The organism is Microcella pacifica (assembly GCF_009371975.2).
GTDB lineage: Bacteria > Actinomycetota > Actinomycetes > Actinomycetales > Microbacteriaceae > Microcella > Microcella pacifica.
The window spans coordinates 57,008-73,212 of record NZ_VIKT02000012.1; the positions used below are offsets into that span (position 1 = coordinate 57,008).

At 67.1% G+C, this 16,205-nt stretch carries 14 protein-coding genes; 4 read left to right on the plus strand and 10 right to left on the minus strand.

Annotation, left to right across the window (positions count from 1 at the left end):
* Window positions 1-37 precede the first annotated feature (37 nt).
* Window positions 38-1,726 carry a cytochrome c oxidase assembly protein gene (locus FK219_RS14130; protein WP_152583655.1) on the plus strand — a complete coding sequence of 563 codons (1,689 nt, stop codon included), beginning with the start codon at window positions 38-40 and terminating at the stop codon, window positions 1,724-1,726.
* Entirely contained in the window at window positions 1,723-3,969 is a 2,247-nt protein-coding gene (locus FK219_RS08385; RefSeq protein ID WP_152583656.1) for a heavy metal translocating P-type ATPase, read from the plus strand. Before FK219_RS14130 ends, FK219_RS08385 begins: the two co-directional genes overlap by 4 nt.
* Before the next feature lie 18 nt (window positions 3,970-3,987).
* Here the strand turns inward: FK219_RS08385 and FK219_RS08390 are convergent, their stop codons facing one another.
* From FK219_RS08390 to FK219_RS08415, 6 genes are all read right to left on the minus strand, one after another.
* Window positions 3,988-4,719 carry a ZIP family metal transporter gene (locus FK219_RS08390; RefSeq protein WP_152583657.1) on the minus strand — a complete coding sequence of 244 codons (732 nt, stop codon included), beginning with the start codon at window positions 4,717-4,719 and terminating at the stop codon, window positions 3,988-3,990.
* 129 nt (window positions 4,720-4,848) lie between these two features.
* On the minus strand, window positions 4,849-6,132 hold the full coding sequence (locus tag FK219_RS08395) for an Nramp family divalent metal transporter (RefSeq protein WP_152583658.1): 1,284 nt from the start codon (window positions 6,130-6,132) through the stop codon (window positions 4,849-4,851).
* A 219-nt stretch (window positions 6,133-6,351) separates the two neighbouring features.
* Window positions 6,352-7,971 (minus strand): cytochrome c biogenesis protein ResB, encoded by a 1,620-nt coding sequence (gene resB, locus FK219_RS08400; RefSeq protein WP_152583659.1) that lies wholly within the window; start codon window positions 7,969-7,971, stop codon window positions 6,352-6,354.
* Complete coding sequence (locus tag FK219_RS08405) at window positions 7,949-8,689, minus strand: cytochrome c biogenesis CcdA family protein (RefSeq protein ID WP_152583660.1); 741 nt, start codon at window positions 8,687-8,689, stop codon at window positions 7,949-7,951. Before FK219_RS08405 ends, resB begins: the two co-directional genes overlap by 23 nt.
* A 4-nt stretch (window positions 8,690-8,693) precedes the next feature.
* Window positions 8,694-9,341, minus strand: a complete 648-nt coding sequence (locus FK219_RS08410; RefSeq protein ID WP_246299231.1) for a TlpA disulfide reductase family protein — start codon at window positions 9,339-9,341, stop codon at window positions 8,694-8,696.
* Entirely contained in the window at window positions 9,338-9,970 is a 633-nt protein-coding gene (locus FK219_RS08415) for a histidine phosphatase family protein (RefSeq protein ID WP_152583661.1), read from the minus strand. Before FK219_RS08415 ends, FK219_RS08410 begins: the two co-directional genes overlap by 4 nt.
* Before the next feature lie 41 nt (window positions 9,971-10,011).
* On the opposite strand from FK219_RS08415, the gene aspS reads away from it, so the two are divergent.
* Together aspS and FK219_RS08425 are read left to right on the plus strand one after the other, a co-directional pair.
* On the plus strand, window positions 10,012-11,352 hold the full coding sequence (gene aspS / locus FK219_RS08420) for an aspartate--tRNA(Asn) ligase (protein WP_407941898.1): 1,341 nt from the start codon (window positions 10,012-10,014) through the stop codon (window positions 11,350-11,352).
* Window positions 11,353-11,396: 44 nt separating this feature from the next.
* Complete coding sequence (locus tag FK219_RS08425; RefSeq protein WP_152583662.1) at window positions 11,397-11,963, plus strand: GNAT family N-acetyltransferase; 567 nt, start codon at window positions 11,397-11,399, stop codon at window positions 11,961-11,963.
* Window positions 11,964-11,988: 25 nt separating this feature from the next.
* Here the strand turns inward: FK219_RS08425 and FK219_RS08430 are convergent, their stop codons facing one another.
* The 4 genes from FK219_RS08430 to FK219_RS08445 are packed head-to-tail and all read right to left on the minus strand — an operon-like array spanning window position 11,989 to window position 16,205.
* A complete protein-coding gene (locus tag FK219_RS08430) occupies window positions 11,989-12,318 on the minus strand; it encodes a hypothetical protein (protein WP_152583663.1) in 330 nt (109 codons plus the stop codon).
* A gap of 52 nt (window positions 12,319-12,370) precedes the next feature.
* On the minus strand, window positions 12,371-13,705 hold the full coding sequence (locus FK219_RS08435; protein ID WP_456238277.1) for a D-arabinono-1,4-lactone oxidase: 1,335 nt from the start codon (window positions 13,703-13,705) through the stop codon (window positions 12,371-12,373).
* Between the two features lie 5 nt (window positions 13,706-13,710).
* The gene (locus FK219_RS08440; protein ID WP_152583664.1) at window positions 13,711-14,934 is read right to left on the minus strand and encodes a type III PLP-dependent enzyme domain-containing protein; all 1,224 of its coding nucleotides are present in this window, start codon (window positions 14,932-14,934) and stop codon (window positions 13,711-13,713) included.
* Window positions 14,931-16,205 (minus strand): MFS transporter, encoded by a 1,275-nt coding sequence (locus tag FK219_RS08445; protein WP_152583665.1) that lies wholly within the window; start codon window positions 16,203-16,205, stop codon window positions 14,931-14,933. The genes FK219_RS08440 and FK219_RS08445 overlap by 4 nt, the downstream gene beginning before the upstream one ends.

A 16,205-nucleotide genomic window follows, 5' to 3' on the forward strand; every position in this document is an offset into this window, starting at 1 on the left:
AGACTTCGAGGTTCGTGTCGGTCGAGCATCCGCTCTGGTGTGGGCCGGTTCAGCGCTCCTGCTGATCCCGGTCGATGCGGCGGATGCCAATGGACAGACGATCGAAACGCTGCTCTTGCCCGGAGCTTTGCCGTACCTGGTGCAAGGCTCGTACCTTCCTGGAGCGTGGATCGTCGCCTTCATTCTGGCCTCCGCCAGCTACTTCCTCCTCGCCTTGGGTTCACGCTGGACGACCTTCCTGCCGGCCCTGCTCGCCTCGATGTTGGCTGTGCTCGCACCCGTCGTGGTCGGCCAGGTTCTGGTAGGTCCCGGGCATGACTTCGGGTCGGATGCGGCGATCATCGGAGTTCCCGTCAGCGCGGCGCTCTTCGGGGCAAGCACTGTCCTTACTTTGCGGCTGTGCTCCGGGCGCGCGATCCGACCCGGCACCCTTGACAGATTCGTGCGCATGGCCTGGTTCGCCTGGCCACTCGTTCTTGGATCGGAAATGGTGCTCGCGGCGTTCAAACTTGTCGGCCCCGACCCGTGGCAAACAGCTACCGCGACCTTGATCCTCACACGCTTGGGTCTGCTCGTGGGTCTCGCGTGCCTCTTCGCGTTCACCGTCATCGGTGAGCGCCGCAGGCGCATATCGCGGCACCAACTGACGCTTCTCTCGTGCGTCGGGACGACTCTCTCGTTGACCTATCTACTGGTAGGTGTCGTGATGACACGTATCCCGCCGCCCCAGTACTTCGTGCCCACGACGATCGCGGAGGTGTTCTTCGGCTTCACGATTGATGAGGCCCCAACCTTGACCGTGCTCGCGACGAGCTGGCGGCCCAACATCCTGTTCGCAGTCATCGCCGTTTCGGCCGTCATCTTGTACCTCGCGGCTCTGAGGCGAGTTCGGTCTCGCGGGCATGCCTGGCCGCTTGGTCGCACCGTCTCCTGGGTGCTGGGGTGGGTGGTAGTCGTCGTCGCCACCAGTTCGGGTCTGGGCAAGTATTCGGGCATCGACTTTGGCGTGCACATGACGGTGCACATGGCCCTCAACATGCTGGCGCCGCTCTTGCTGGTCATGGGCGGCGTAGTCACCCTCTTCTTGCGTGCAACCACGCCAGCCGGGACTCATGGAGCCGCAGGCCCGCACGAGTGGCTTGCCGCGGTTCTCAAGTGGCGGGTCTTGCGAGTGCTCTACAACCCTCTGCTCATCTTCGTTCTGTTCATCGGGTCCTACTACGGGCTGTATTTCACCGGTCTGTTTGAGGAAGCGATGCGGTTCCACTGGGGCCACCAAGCGATGAATCTGCACTTCCTCATCGTCGGATATCTCTACTACTCCCTCATCATCGGCGTCGACCGGCCTCCGCGCCCCTTGCCTCACCTCGGCCGGCTGGGATTCGTTCTCGCTGCGATGCCGTTCCACGCCTTCTTCGGCGTCATTCTCATGACCAGCACCACACTCATCGCCGAAGACTTCTACCGGCAGGTCGGGGCACCCTGGGCCGACCTCAGTGCCTCGCAATATGTCGGCGGCGGTGTGGCCTGGGCCGGCGGCGAACTGCCTCTCCTGATCGTCATCATCGCCCTCGGTATCCAGTGGGCACGTCAAGATCAGCGCGAGGCCGTGCGTAAAGACCGGCACTTCGATTCCGGCCTCGACGACGATTTCGAGGAGTACAACGCAATGCTCCGGCGCCTCGCGAACCGACGTGCAACCGCCGACTCCCGAGAGGACACATGACGACGCCGATCAACCAGGAGACCTCGATCGTGCACCTCAACATCGAGGGGATGACATGTGCTGCCTGCGCAGGTCGGGTGGAGAGGGCGCTCTCGCGACTCGACGGAGCCGTCGCCACGGTGAACTATGCGACTGAGCGAGCAACCGTCACGGGGATCGAGCGGGCACGGATCGCCGACGCAACAGAGGCGGTGGCGAAGGCAGGGTATCGGGCCCACCTTCGCACAGAGGCCGACGACGACTGGACCAGGCGAAGCACACTGGCGCGTCTCACGTCGTTGCGCCGCCGCCTTGCGGTATCGGCGTTGCTCACCGTGCCGCTCATGGACCTGAGCATTACGCTTGCGCTCGTCCCGAACCTGCGGTTCCCTTTCTGGGAACTGGTGTGCATCCTGCTCGCCGTTCCGATCGTGACGTGGGCGGCGTGGCCATTCCACCGAGCTACGGTGCGGAATCTCCGTCATGGATCGATGAGCATGGACACGCTCGTCACCCTCGGGATAGTGGTCTCGTTCGGCTGGGCGGTCGCGACCATCATTTTCGGCCCGGACGACGGCGGCTACTGGGTGGGGTTCGGTCCAACTCCGCCGGGAGCCGACTCGATCTATCTCGATGTCGCGGCGGGCCTCACGACCTTCCAGCTTGCCGGTCGATACTTCGAAACACGCTCGCGCCGCAAGGCCGGGGAAGTCGTCGATGCGCTCGGTGCCCTGGTTCCCATGACGGTGCGACGGATCCACGGAAGCGACGAAGAGCTCGTCTCCGCCGCCGATTTGCGCGTTGGTGACACCTTCGCCGTGCATCCAGGCGAGTCGATCGCCGCGGACGGCGTCATCAAGGAAGGGCGCGCGGCCATCGACGAGAGCGTCCTGACTGGTGAGCCGCTACCGCGGGAAGCGGTCGTGGGCGACACCGTCATGGGCGGGGCCGTCAGTGCCGACGGATACCTTCTCATTGAGGCGAAGGCTGTGGGCGAGCACACCCGACTTGCGCAAATGTCAGCACTCGCGGAGCGAGCGCAAGAGAGCAAAGCTCGAATTCAAACGCTGGTCGACCGAGTCGTCACCTGGTTCGTGCCATCGGCGATCGGCCTAGCCGTACTCGTCACCGTGGCGTGGATCGTCGCGGGGGCCGCACTGACGCAGGCAGTCGGAATCGGCATTGCTGTGCTCATCATCGCCTGCCCCTGTGCGCTTGGACTCGCCACACCGACGGCGCTCCTCATGGGTGTGGGCCGTGGTGCCCACATGGGCATCCTGATCAAAGGCATCAGCGCACTCGAGGCGTCCGGTCGTGTGGATACCGTCGTTCTCGACAAGACGGGCACGGTGACCACCGGTCGCATGCAGGTGACTGAGTTTCAGACCAAGGGAGCGGTGAATCGCGAAGATGCGCTCCGCTGGGCCGGCGCCCTGGAGTCCCGCTCCGAACACCCTGCTGCCCGCGCGATATGCGCATTCGTCCTCTCGAGAGTCTCGCCATTGCCCCGCGTGGACGACGAGCAGATCCGGCCGGGCCTCGGCGTGGCCGGGCACATCGAAGGTGCAACCACGGTGATCGGCAGCCCCCGTCTCGCCGAGGAGTTCGGCGTCGCCTTCACGGAGGACGACCGGCGCACGATCGCAGTGATCCGCGAACGCGGGGACACGGCAATTGTCCTCGGCCGTGCCGACCGGGTAGTCGCATTTCTCGCGCTGGGCGACGAGCTCAAGGACTCCGCCGTTGCCGCCATCGCAAGCCTGCGCGATCTCGGACTGAGAACCATCCTCCTGAGCGGCGACCACGAGACGACGGTTCGACGTGTTGCGGCCGCGGTCGGCATCGACGACGTGCGAGCCGGAGTGATGCCCGAGGCGAAAGCAGAGGTGATCAACGCTCTGAAGAGGGCAGGTCGTCACGTCGCCATGGTGGGCGACGGGATTAATGACGCACCAGCACTCGCGACAGCCCATCTCGGTCTGGCAGTCGCCGACGGGAGCGACATCGCGATTCGTTCTGCCGACATTGTCCTCATTCGAGAGGACCTCCGAGTGGTCGCCGATGCTGTTCGGCTTGCCCGTCGTACTCTGGGTACTATTCGGACAAATCTCTTCTGGGCTTTCGGCTACAACATGGCGGCGATTCCCCTCGCCGCTGCTGGACTTCTCAATCCACTCATCGCCGCAGCTGCCATGGCGCTCTCGTCAGTGCTCGTCGTCGCGAACAGCATGCGCCTGCGCAACTTCGTGAGCATCAGCGAATAACACGAGATCCAGCTCGCCTCAGCCAACGTAGGCCGAGATGAGGGCGAAAAGGGCGAAACCCGCCGTCAGGAAGAAGGGTTCGAGCCGACTGGATCGCTCTTGGTGAGCCTGCGTGGTCATCTCTTCCACCGCCATGCTTGTGAGCAGGCCGCCCGTGAATGCGAGCACCGACAAGGTGATGATCTCGGGGGCGCTCCTCAGCGCGAGGTATCCGATTGTGGCACCGACGAGCACGGGGATGGCGAAACTGAAGGAGAGGATCAGCCGGGTGCGGCGCCCGACTCCTGAGCGTCTCAGCGTGGCGATAGCCGCGAATCCTTCCGGGATGTCGGCAGGGACTTGACCCAGAGCGAGAATGAGGCCGAGGCCCGGGTTGATGACCGTGCCGGTGCCGATCATGACTCCGTCGCTGAAGAGATCGATCGAGACTCCTGCGAAGATGGCAGAAGGACCCGTGTCCACCTCTCCGGAACCGAACCGTCGTTTGACGTAGGCGAGGCTCCTCTCGATTCCGAGGAAGCCGAGGCCACCCAGGGCGAACGCAGCAATGGTAATCCACGGCGCCGACGCACGTAGCGCTTCCCGCATGAGCTCCAAGCCCACCACCGCGAGCACGATTCCCGTGGCGAAGTGCAAGGCGAGACTCAAGCGTCGACCGGAGACTCCGACGACCTCTGCGGCGAGGCCGCCCAGCATAGTTCCCACGGCGGGGAGCGCCGCAAGACCGAGGACGAGCAGGAAGTCGTTCATGCACCAAAGTGTGCCGAAGGTTCCGGCCCTTTTCCACCGACAGCGTCGAGCGATGTAGGGAAATGTCCAGTCAGCGACGCGGTCGTCGCCTCAACCGAGAATTACCTGAGTACGCGTGTATCTGCGACCTCATACCCCGGCGAACACGAGCCATAGCAGCACACCGTTCAGAGCGATGAGGAGCACGGATGCCACGATGCCAGCAGCAGTCGTGAGCCAGTGGTTCCGCCAGGGGCCGAGAAGAGCGGAATTGGCGGTGAGGGCGACAAGCGGGATGAGCGCAAAGGGAATGCCGAACGAGAGCACCACCTGGCTCAGGACGAGCGACTGAGTGGGGTCGAAGCCCAGCCACAATATGGCGATGGCCGGCGCCAGCGTGACGATTCTTCTGAGAACGAGCGGTACGCGTATGTGCAGCAGTCCACTCATGATCTCCGCACCGGCGTAGGCGCCCACTGCAGTCGACGCTAGCCCTGATGCGAGCAGTCCCACAGCGAAGAGCGTCGCAATCATCGGCCCGAGCGCGACACCGAGCGCGGCATGCGCGCCCTCGAGGCTGTCTGTGCCCGCAACACCGGGCAGCGTGGCCGCTGCAAGAAGCATGATGCACAGGTTGACCGCGCCAGCGATGACCATCGCCGCGGAGACGTCCCATCTCGTGGCCCTGAGGAGCACATTCGCCGGAATCGAGGTCGACGTACCCGGTAGCGGTTCCGTGTGTTCGATCTCACGCCGACTGCCTGCGGCACCACGCGCGGTCCAGGTCGAGAACCCACCGTCCTGATCCCGCCGCTGCGAGACAAAACGATCCCGACTCAGGGACGAGTGGGCGTAGATGGCATGCGGCATGATCGTCGCCCCCAGTGTCGATGTGGCGAGCAAGACCGAATTGGTGTCCGCGAATCGCGGCTCAAGGCCAGAAAGAGCCGAGGTGATGTCGGGTGGCGCCACCACCACTCCTGCGGTGAATCCCACAGCAATGATCGCCAGCAAGCCTACGATCACGAACTCGAACGGGCGCGGGCCGCGTCGAGACTGCAGGATAAGGAGCACGATTGAGACTGCACCGGTGATGAGACCTCCCCAGACGAGCGGAATCCCAAAAAGCAGATTGAGCGCGACCGCGCCCCCGATCACTTCTGCGAGATCGGTCGCCATCGCAACGAGTTCCGCCTGCGCCCAGTACGCGCGGCGCGACCACCGATGGCGAATGCGCCTTCCCAGCACGTCGGGAAGGCTTCGACCCGTCACGATGCCGAGCTTCGCGGAGAGGTACTGAATGAGCCAGGCCATGAGGTTCCCGAGTACGACCACCCATACGAGCAGATAGCCGTATTGCGCACCGGCCGTCATGTTGCTCGCGACATTTCCAGGATCGAGGTAGGCGACTCCGGCCACGAACGCCGGCCCCATCAGAAATACCAACCTCTGCGCGGGCCGCCTGCGCACCGGGTTGTGGGGCCGGTTGCCGCGACGTCGTGCGCTCCTCACGGCTCACCCGTGTGTCGCGACATCGGAGCAATGCCGGAGGCGTCATGAACCAGTGTCCAGGTTTTCGGCATACCGAAATTCTACGCCCTGAAGCACCTCGTCACCACGGGTCTGCCGTCTACCGTGCAAGACCGGTTGCGGTCAGGAGCGGCCCGCACCACCGCCTCGTCGGTCGCGTCGCGCGACTCCCGATTCACCCCCATGCGCATGAGCGAACTCGGCGACGGCGCGCTCCAGCTGCGGGTCCTCCCCCCGAGCGAGGCCCGCATACTGAAGACGCACTGCGTCGCCGTCAGCCGTCGCGACCACCCACAAGCGTCGGCGGGGGACGAACAAGCTCACGAGCAAACCGAGGACAACGAGAATGGTGGAGACGAGCACTCCGACTTGGGTGGGGTCGTGGTGGACTTCAATGCTGGCGAATCGCGGCAGGCTCGTGAATTCGACGCTGCCGAGCTCGTCCGGCAACTCGGCAGTCTGCCCCAGACCCAGTACGATGGGAGGCGCATCGGTGTCCCCACCCGTGATCTGCGTGAGGCCGTCGGTGTTGAGCGCGTAGACATTTCGAGGAACGCCTTCGTTCAAACCAAGATCGCCGACGTAGGCGTTGAAGGTGAGAACTGGTCGATCCGGTTCCGGGTACACGGAACTCAAGGCGCCGCTCTCGAGCTGGACTGCCGACGGGTAGAAGAATCCGCGCATACCGAGCTGCTGGTCGAGTCCGTCCGGCACCTTGACAATTCCCAGGCTCGTGAGATTCGAGTCTTGGGGAAGAAACGGCACCGGCTGACTGAAGACGGGAGAACCGTCCGGGGCGTAGACGGTGATCCACGGCGCGAACCCGTTGCCCAACAAGTATGCAGTCGCCCCATCGATATCGATCGGCTCGTTCACCTTGATCTGCCGGGAGTCCGTCTCCCCATCCTCGACGACCGTCACATAGGCAGTGAAGTCCAGCGCCTGAGGAAACCCTGTCGTGGGATCAGGCTGATACTCGGGCACGAACTCCTCTAGGCGGATTGAGTAGGGGTCCAAGCTCGATTCGTCAAAAAAGCGTCCGGGCGAGAACGAGTCAAAGCTCGTCAGCTGATTGGTGAACGCCTGGCCTTCGACGATGACCCTCTGACCGTTGTAGCCGAATCCGCCCGCGAACCCCACCGTCGCCAGAACGCCGACGAGCGCCGCATGGAAGACGAGATTGCCGGTCTCGCGCCAGTAGCCACGCTCGGCGGAGAGAGAGTCCCCGTACCGCTCGACTCTGTAGCGCTGACGTCGCAGGAGAGCGTGCGCTGACTCGAGCTCGGTCTCGACCGTGGACCGCGGGGCCACCCGTTCGGTGAAGCCAACCATACGGCTCAACCGTCCTGGCGTCCCTGGCGGTCGAGAACGCAAGGCACGCCAATGGTGGCGTGCCCGCGGGATGATGCAGCCGATCAACGAGATGAACAGCAGCAGATAGATCGCCGAGAACCACACCGAGGTATAGGTGTCAAAGACTTGCAACGCGTCCAGAATCGCGAATGCTTCCGGGTTGGATCTCTCGAATTGCACGACACCGTTCGGGTCTGCAGAGCGCTGCGGAACGAGCGATCCGGGGATCGCAGCGACGGAGAGCATGAGCAGGAGGAGGAGCGCAGTTCGCATGCTCGTGAGTTGTCGCCAGGCGAAGCGCATCCAGCCGCGCACCCCGAGCGCGGGCTGCGCGACACTCGTGCTCGGTGGTCTACTGTCGTAATGGTCAGAGGGGCGTGACGGTTCCATTGATCACCACCCCCAGGTTCGAGACGAATACCTGCCACAGGCCCGTCACCATGGCGAGACCGATGACGATGAGAATTCCGCCGCCGATGACGTTGATGACACGAATGTGACGCTTGAGCCACGCTGTGGCACGCGTCATCCAGCCGAAGCCCATAGCGACGAGCAAGAACGGAATGCCGAGGCCCAAGCAGTACACGAATCCGATGAGCGCCGCTCGGCCAAGCCCGCCCTCGGTGAGTGCGAGAGAATAGACGGCCGCAAGCGTCGGGCCCATGCACGGCGCCCAGCCGAGCCCGAAGACGATGCCGAGCAACGGCGCCCCGCCCAGCCCTGTCGCGATCTGCCAGCGCGGCCGCACCGTGCGCTGTAGGAAAGTCACCTGGCCGATGAAGACGAAGCCCATGACGATCACGACCGCGCCCGCAAGCCGGGTAATGAGGTCGAGTTGCGTCTGCAGCACGAGCCCAGCGGTCGCGAAAAGCAGAGAGAACCCCACGAATACGACCGTGAACCCGAGCACGAAGAACGAAGCACCGAGCACCACGCGACCCCGGTCGCTCGACAGTTGGTCGGCCCGGGAGAAGCCGGTCACGTACGCAAGATAGCCGGGCACGAGCGGCAACACGCACGGCGACACGAAAGCGATGACACCCGCGAGTAGCGCGATGGGCAGGGCAACCAAGAGCGAGCCGCTGAACACCAGTTCGCCGACGCTCATACGCTCACTCCGACTCTGCGAGGGTGTCGGCGATCATCGCGCGCAGAGTCGAGGGTTCGCTCAGCAGGCCCGTGATGCGCGCGGCCACACGGCCCTCGCGGTCGAGCACGAGCGTCGTCGGCACGGCATTGGGCGCGACCTGGCCGGCGAAGGCGAGGCGTGTCGAGCCATCGTTGGCATCGAGGATCGAGGGGTAAGTGACCCCGAACTCATCGGCGAAGGCGAGCGCCGTGGGGGCCTGGTCGTAAATGTTGACGCCGAGGAAGTCGACGCCGTCAGGCTGGAACTGCTGCCAGATCGCCTCGAGGTCAGCCGCTTCAGCACGGCACGGTGGACAAGCCGCGTACCAGAAGTTGACGACGAGAACGTCGCCACGGTAGTCATTGCTCGAGACAGTTTCGCCCGTCTCCGTGAGGCCTGAGAACGTGATCGGTTGACCGCGCTCGTCGGGCGCGATCACGGTGTATGAGCCGTCGCCCGAGATGTATCCCTGCCCGCTTCCTGAGCGGTACTGTTCCGCGAGCGGGTCGGCGGCCGAGCATGCCGTGACGGCGAGCGCTACGGCGGCAAGCATCGCCGCGCTGACACGGCGCCAGCGCGCGAGACGGGTCGGCGCCGCAGGGCGGCGAACTGCGGGTGTTGGGGTACTCACACGGCTCCTAGATCGGTGGCATTCTCCAGCAATTCTGCGCCCGGTTCCTGATAGCCGATCTCAGTGAAGGCGCCGCCCTGCCAGGCGAAGGAGGTGATGCTCGAGAGCGCGCAGCGCCGCTTGCGCGGGTCGTGCGCGAGCGGCTCGCCCACCACGGCGCGGTGCACCATCCAGATGGGAAGCTGGTGGCTCACCATGACGACCTCGCCCGAGTCGGTGCGCTCGCAGGTCTCGGTCATGGCGGCGAGCATCCGCGTCGCGATCGAGGTGAAGGGCTCGCCCCAACTGGGCGTGCGGGGGTTGCGCAGCAGGTGCCAGTGCCGCGGGTCGGCGAGTGTGCGCCGGTTCATGCGCTTGCCCTCGAAGCGGTTGGTCGGCTCGATGAGGCGCTCCTCGGTGTGCACCTCGAGGCCGAACGCCTCCGCCCACGGCGCCGCCGACTCCTGCACGCGCTGCAGCGGCGAGGCATACAGCGCGGTCACGGGATGCCCCGCCAGGGCCCCGACGGCCGCCTCGGCCATGCGCTGCCCGAGGTCGCTGAGCCGGAACCCCGGCAGTCGCCCGTAGAGCACGCGCGTGGGGTTGTGGACCTCGCCGTGCCGCACGAGGTGGATGACGTCGGCAGGCATGGTCTCCAGTGTATTGAGGCCCGCCGGTAGACTCGTGCCTCGTGACTCGCACCGTGGTATCCCAGCTCAGCCCGCTCCCCGACGGCCCCGTGACGGTGGCCGGATGGGTCGAGACGGTTCGCGACCAGAAGAAGGTGCAGTTCGTCATCCTGCGCGATGAGTCCGGGGCCGTTCAGCTGGTCAACCCTGCCACGAGGGATCTCGAGGATGACGCTACGCCCGAGCAGCAGGCTGCCGCCGCGCTCACCGAGACGATCGGCACGCTCGCCCACGGCACGATGGTGCGCGTCACGGGCGAGCTCAAGCACGACGAGCGCGTCAAGCTCGGCGGGCTCGAGGTCAAGGTCGGCACGCTCGAGGTCGTGAGCGAGGCGATCGCTGAGACCCCCATCGCCGAGGATTCGAGTCTCGACAAGCGCCTCGACTGGCGGTTCCTCGACCTGCGCCGTCCCGAAGCGAACCTCCTCTTCCGCGTGCAGACGACCTTCGAGCACGCGCTGCGCAGCTACTGGGTCGAGCGCGACTACATCGAGGTGCACACGCCCAAGCTCATGGCGAGCGCCAGTGAGTCGCGGGCCGAGCTGTTCGAGATGGAGTACTTCGAGACGAAGGCGTACCTCGCCCAGAGCCCGCAGTTCTTCAAGCAGATGGCGCAGCCCGCGGGCTTCGGCAAGGTCTTCGAGATCGCCCCGGCCTTCCGCGCCGACCCCTCGTTCACGTCGCGCCACGCCACCGAGTTCACGTCGATCGACGCCGAGATCAGCTGGATCGACTCGCACGAGGACGTCATGGCGATGCAGGAGCAGGCGTTGGTCGCTGCGTTCACCGCGGTCGTCGAGAAGCACGGTGCCGCGATCGAGGCCGCGTTCGAGGTATCGCTGAGCGTTCCCTCGCTGCCGTTCCCCCGCATTCCGCTCGCCGAGGCGCGGCAGATCGTCGCCGACGGCGGATACGAGATTCCCCGCACCGACGGCGACCTCGACCCCGAGGGCGAGCGCCGCCTCAGCGCCTGGGTGAAGGCGAACCACGGCCACGACTTCGTCTTCGTGACCGACTACGCGACCGGCATCCGGCCGTTCTACCACATGCGCCGCGAGGGCGACGGGTCGATCACGAACAGCTACGACCTGCTCTACAACGGCACAGAGATCTCCACGGGCGCCCAGCGCGAGCACCGTGTGGACGTGCTCATCGAGCAGGCGAAGGAGAAGGGCATCGAGCCCGAGGAGCTCGAGTTCTACCTCGACTTCTTCCGCTACGGCGTGCCCCCGCACGGCGGCTTCGGCATGGGCCTCGCGCGCGTGCTCATGCTCATGCTCGGCCTCGGGTCGATTCGCGAGACGACGTACTTGTTCCGCGGCCCGACGCGCCTGCTGCCGTAGGGCGCAGCACGCCGGGCGTCGCACCGGGCCGCTAGCGTGACGGCATGACGATCACCGTGCGCCCCGCCGCGGAGTTCGACGACATCGCGACCATGGTGGGGCCGAAGCGCCCGGACGCGAACGTGTGCTGGTGCCTGAGCTACCGGGTGCCCTCGAAGCAGAATCTCGCGCTGCGCGGCGAGGAGCGCGGCACGGTAGTGCGCGAGCTGCTCGAGTCGGGCCCTCCGGGCGTTCTCGCCTACGACGGCGCCGAGGTCGTCGGCTGGGCGGCCGTGCACCCGAAGGCCGACACCTCCTTCGCCCGGAACCGCAAGATTCCGCACGTCGAGGACGACGGAGTGTGGTCGGTGTGGTGCATTCGGGTGCGGCCGGGCCATCGCGGCGCGGGCATCTCGCACCGCCTTCTCGAGGGCGCGGTCGAGTTCGCGAGGGCGGGCGGAGCCCCCGCGATCGAGGGCTATCCGGTCGACAACCGCGGCGAAAAGGTCGATCTCACGATGGCCTACGTGGGCACCAAGGCGCTGTTCGAGCGCGCAGGCTTCTCTCAGGCCGCCGAGACCACGTCCGTCATCAACGGGTTCCCGCGAGTGCTCATGCGCCTCGAGCTCTGAGATTCACGGCGAGGAACCAACGGGCTCAGACCGCGAAGTCGGGGCGGATGCTCCACCCGGTATACGCCTCGAGCGTCGCCAGAAGCGTGAGCGCCTGCAGTCGCGCGTGGTCGTCGCTCACGGTCGAGTAGACATCGATCGCCAGCGGTGGCGGCTCGCCGAACTTGGGGATCTCGATCTCGACCCATGCGCCTTCCGCGAGGTCGACGTAGGGTCGCGTGGTGCGCTGCTGCTGCACGGGTGAGTCGACGGCGAGAGCGACGATGGCGAGAGCATCCAGTTTGGTGACGGCGCTGCGTACGACGATCGTCGCGCAGTACTCGACGGCTTCACGGTCGCGGGTGCCCCTGATCACGAGTCAACGCTAGAGCCGCACACTGAGCGATCGCCGAGCCGAGTCGACAGCGCTACTCACCGAGTACGCGGCGCGTGTACGCGTTCGCGAAGACCCGGTCGGGGTCGAGCCGGTCGCGCACGGCGAGGAAGTCGCCGAAGCGCGGGTACTCGGGCGCGAGGTCGGCGGCGGTGCGCCCGTGCAGCTTGCCCCAGTGCGGCCGCCCGTCGTGAGCGCGCATGATGTGCTCGACCGCGGTGAAGTATGGCCGGGCATCCTCGCGCCAGTAGCGATGCACGGCGATGTAGGCGCTCTGCCGACCGTGCGCCGTCGACAGCCACGTGTCGTCGGCGGCCGCGACGCGCAGCTCGACGGGGAACGAGACGCGCCAGCCCTCTCGCTCGACGAGGCGCTTGACCTCGCGGATCGCGGGCGCGAGCGCCTCGGCGGGGATCGCGTACTCCATCTCCTGGAAGCGCACACGACGCGGGCTCGTGAAGACCTCGTGCGAGGGCGCGGTGTACGAGCGCTTGCCGTAGAGCGCGGCCGCGAGCCGGTTGATGCCGGGGGTGAGGGGCGGCGCGACGAGCCCGAGCTGGCACGTGAGCCAGTGCAGGCCGTTGCCGAAGAACTCGTCCTCCCACCACTCGGCGAGGCGGCCGAGTGGACGGTACGGCGTCTCGAGGGCCAGGCGCGTGTTCGACTTGGTCGAGAGCCGCTCGGTGTGCGGCCACCAGTACGCCTCGAAGTGGTCGACGGCCGCGGCCCGGTCGAGGAACTCGTCGACGACCGCGAAGGGCTCGCCCCGCTCCTCGGCGTGCAGCAGGAAGGCGGGCACGCACTGCAGCTCGACCTCGACGAGCACGCCGAGGGCGCCGAGGCCCAGCTGGACGGCGGGCAGCAGCTCCGGATGCTCCGCCTCACTGACCCGCAGCACCTGACCGTGCGCGGTCACGAGCGTGGCAGCCGTGATCTGCGTGGCGAGCCCGCGGAAGCCGAGCCCCGTGCCGTGCGTTCCCGTGCTCGTCGCGCCCGCGATCGTCTGCCGGTCGATGTCGCCCATGTTCTGCAGCGCGAGCCCGTGCGCGGCGAGAAGCGGCGAGAGCGCGTGCAGCGCGGTTCCGGCGAGCACCGTGACGCGCTGCCGTTCCGCGTCGACGCGCACGATGCCGCTGAGCGCGGCGAGGTCGAGCAGCACGCCCTCCGTGAGCGCGATATCGGTGAAGGAGTGGGCCGAGCCGATCGCCTTGACGGTGAGACCGTGCTCGCGTGCGGCCCGCACCACGGTCACGACACCGTCGATCGTCGTCGGGCGCGATACGCCCACGGGCACGGCGGTCGCCGTGCGCCCCCACGTGCGCACGCGCTCGGTCGCGCCGAGTGCTCGCGTGCTGCCCGCTGCCCCGATCGTGCTCACAGGAAGGTCTTCCCTTCGCCGCGGTACGTCGGCAGCTCGTCGAGGACGTCGCCGTCCTCGACGAGAGCGAAGGCGTCGACGTGCTCGCTGAGCTCGCCGGCCTTCGTGTGCCGCAGCCACACGCGGTCGCCCACGGCGAGGTCGTGCGCCGCCGCGCCCGTGACGGGCGACTGCACCTCGCCCGCTCCCTCCCGGGGCAGGAAGCGCAGGCCCGGTGGGTGCACGGGCAGCGGCAGTCGATCCTCGGCGGCCGGCCCCGAGGCGATCCACCCGCCGCCGAGGAGGGTCGCGAGCTCAGGAGTGGGGCGGCGCACGACGGGCAGCGCGAAGGCCGCCGCCGGCGCGGGCGAGAAGTGCACGTAGTGGTCGAAGAGGTGCGGGCCGAAGAGCCCTGAGCCCGCGGCGACCTCGGTCACGGATCCGTCGGCGTGCGTCGACTCGATCGAGCCCGTGCCGCCGCCGTTGACGAACTCGAGGTCGGCGATCTCGCGCACGGCCGCGACGACGGCGCCGCGCCGCTCGCGCAGCTCCTCGGCCGAGGCGCGCTGCAGCACGCGGATGATCGCGCCGCGCCCGCGCCCGGCGTTGCCAACGCCCGCGATCTGCGCCTCGTACGCCATGAGCCCCACGAGGTCGAACCCGGGCCTCGAGACGACGTGCTCGGCCAGCGCCCGCACCTGATCGCGCGTGCGCAGCGGCGAGCGCCGCACACCGATGTGCCCCATCGTGGGCGAGTGGTACGAGGCGTCGAGCTCGAGCGCGACGCGGATGCTCGCGCGCGCGGCCGGCGCGACGACGGCGTCGACGAGATCGAGCTGGGCGGCGTCGTCGACCATGAGCGTCACGCGGCTCGCGAGCTGCGCGTCCGCGCCGAGGGCGGCGAGGGCCGTGCGGTCGACGCTCGGGTAGCCCACGACGACGTCGTCGTGCTCGTGCGCGAGCCAGAGCGCCTCGGGCAGCGTGTAGGCGAGGATTCCGGCGTATCCGGGCAGCGAGAGCACGGCATCCAGCACCGAGCGCACGCGCACCGACTTGCTCGCGACCCGGATCGGCAGCCCGGCGGCGCGGTCGAGCAGGTCGTGCGCGTTGGCGGCGAGCGCCCCGCGGTGGAGGGCGGCGAGGGGGGCGTCGAGCGCGCGCGTCGCCTTATCGAGGCCGGTCCAGTACGCAGCGGCGTCGGATGCCCAGGGCCGCGCAGTGGGCGGTGTCAGGTCGATCATCGCACTCCCTTGACGCCGAGGATCATGAGCGCTCCGGCGGTCGAGAACACCGCGGAGGCGACGAAGAGTCCCTCGAAGCCGCCGACCGCGCTCACGACGAGCGCACCGAGCATGGGTGCGAGGGCCTGCGGCACGGCGCTCGCAATGTTCATGATGCCGAGGTCCTTGCCGCGGCTCGTCGCGTCGGGCAGCACCTGGGTCGCGAGCGCCTGGTCGACGGAGAGGAAGCAGCCGTAGCCGAGCCCGAGCAGGAGGGCACCGATCATGACGATCTCGAACTGCGGCCAGACGATGAGCAGCACGGCGCCGCTCGCCTGCAGGAGCGCCGAGCTCAGCACGAACACCTTGCGGCGCCCGAGCACGTCGCTCCAGCGGCCGCACACGATCGAGGCGATGATCGACGCGACCATGTAGACGAGCGTGAGCAGCAGGAGGTCGCCCTCGGCGTCGAGGGCGGGCCGGCCGAGGCCGTAGATGAGGAAGAAGAGCAGCAGGCTCGTGCCGAGGGCGTTGCCGATGTTGACGAGCACGCGGCTGCCGAGGGTCCAGCCGAAGTCGGGGAACGCGCGCGGGGAGATCCAGAAGCCCGCGATGAGCGTACGCAGCGTGAGGGGCGCAGAGACGCCCTGCGGCAGCACGGCGTCGCGCACGAAGAGGAACGGAACGACGAGCACGAGGAGGGCGACCGCGAGCGCGGTGTAGCCGAGCAGCGCACCGATGAAGAGCTCGGTCACGAGCACGAGCCCCACGATGATGCCGACCGCTTGCGGCGCCGAGATGAAGCCCGAGACGAGACCGCGCTGGCCGACGGGCACCTGGTCGCTGATCGTCGCAGTGAGTGCGGCGCTCAGAGCGCAGAAGCCGGTGATGGCGATCGACCAGAAGACCGCGACGCCCACGATCGTCTCCTGCACCGAGAGCGCGAGCAGTGCACCGGCGAAGAGGAGGGCGCCGCCGAGGATCCACGGGCGCCGCCGGCCGAACCGCGAGGTCGTGCGGTCGCTCAGTGCGCCCGTGAGCGGGTAGGAGATGATCGCGAAGACCGACGAGATGCCCGAGACGATGCCGAACGCCATGACGCTGTCCTGCCACGTATCCGTAGCGATGAGCGCATCGACCTGCACGGGCAGCAGCAGCTGCACAGGGGTGAGCTGCGCCATCCAGACGCCGAGCCAGGCGATCGAGAAGCCGGCGATCCAGACTCCGCCGACCTTCCGCGTGGGTTCGGCGTCGACGACGAGGGCGTCGCGTGGTGCGGTGGTCCTGGTCAT

Excerpts from the sequence above, each read along its gene's own strand:
- FK219_RS08385 (WP_152583656.1), top strand. The coding sequence starts at position 1,723 with ATGACGACGCCGATCAACCAGGAGACCTCGATCGTGCACCTCAACATC.
- FK219_RS08390 (WP_152583657.1), bottom strand. The coding sequence starts at position 4,719 with ATGAACGACTTCCTGCTCGTCCTCGGTCTTGCGGCGCTCCCCGCCGTG.
- FK219_RS08395 (WP_152583658.1), bottom strand. The coding sequence starts at position 6,132 with ATGGGGCCGGCGTTCGTGGCCGGAGTCGCCTACCTCGATCCTGGAAAT.
- resB (WP_152583659.1), bottom strand. The coding sequence starts at position 7,971 with ATGGAACCGTCACGCCCCTCTGACCATTACGACAGTAGACCACCGAGC.
- FK219_RS08405 (WP_152583660.1), bottom strand. The coding sequence starts at position 8,689 with ATGAGCGTCGGCGAACTGGTGTTCAGCGGCTCGCTCTTGGTTGCCCTG.
- FK219_RS08415 (WP_152583661.1), bottom strand. The coding sequence starts at position 9,970 with ATGCCTGCCGACGTCATCCACCTCGTGCGGCACGGCGAGGTCCACAAC.
- FK219_RS08425 (WP_152583662.1), top strand. The coding sequence starts at position 11,397 with ATGACGATCACCGTGCGCCCCGCCGCGGAGTTCGACGACATCGCGACC.
- FK219_RS08440 (WP_152583664.1), bottom strand. The coding sequence starts at position 14,934 with ATGATCGACCTGACACCGCCCACTGCGCGGCCCTGGGCATCCGACGCC.
- FK219_RS08445 (WP_152583665.1), bottom strand. The coding sequence starts at position 16,205 with ATGACCAGGACCACCGCACCACGCGACGCCCTCGTCGTCGACGCCGAA.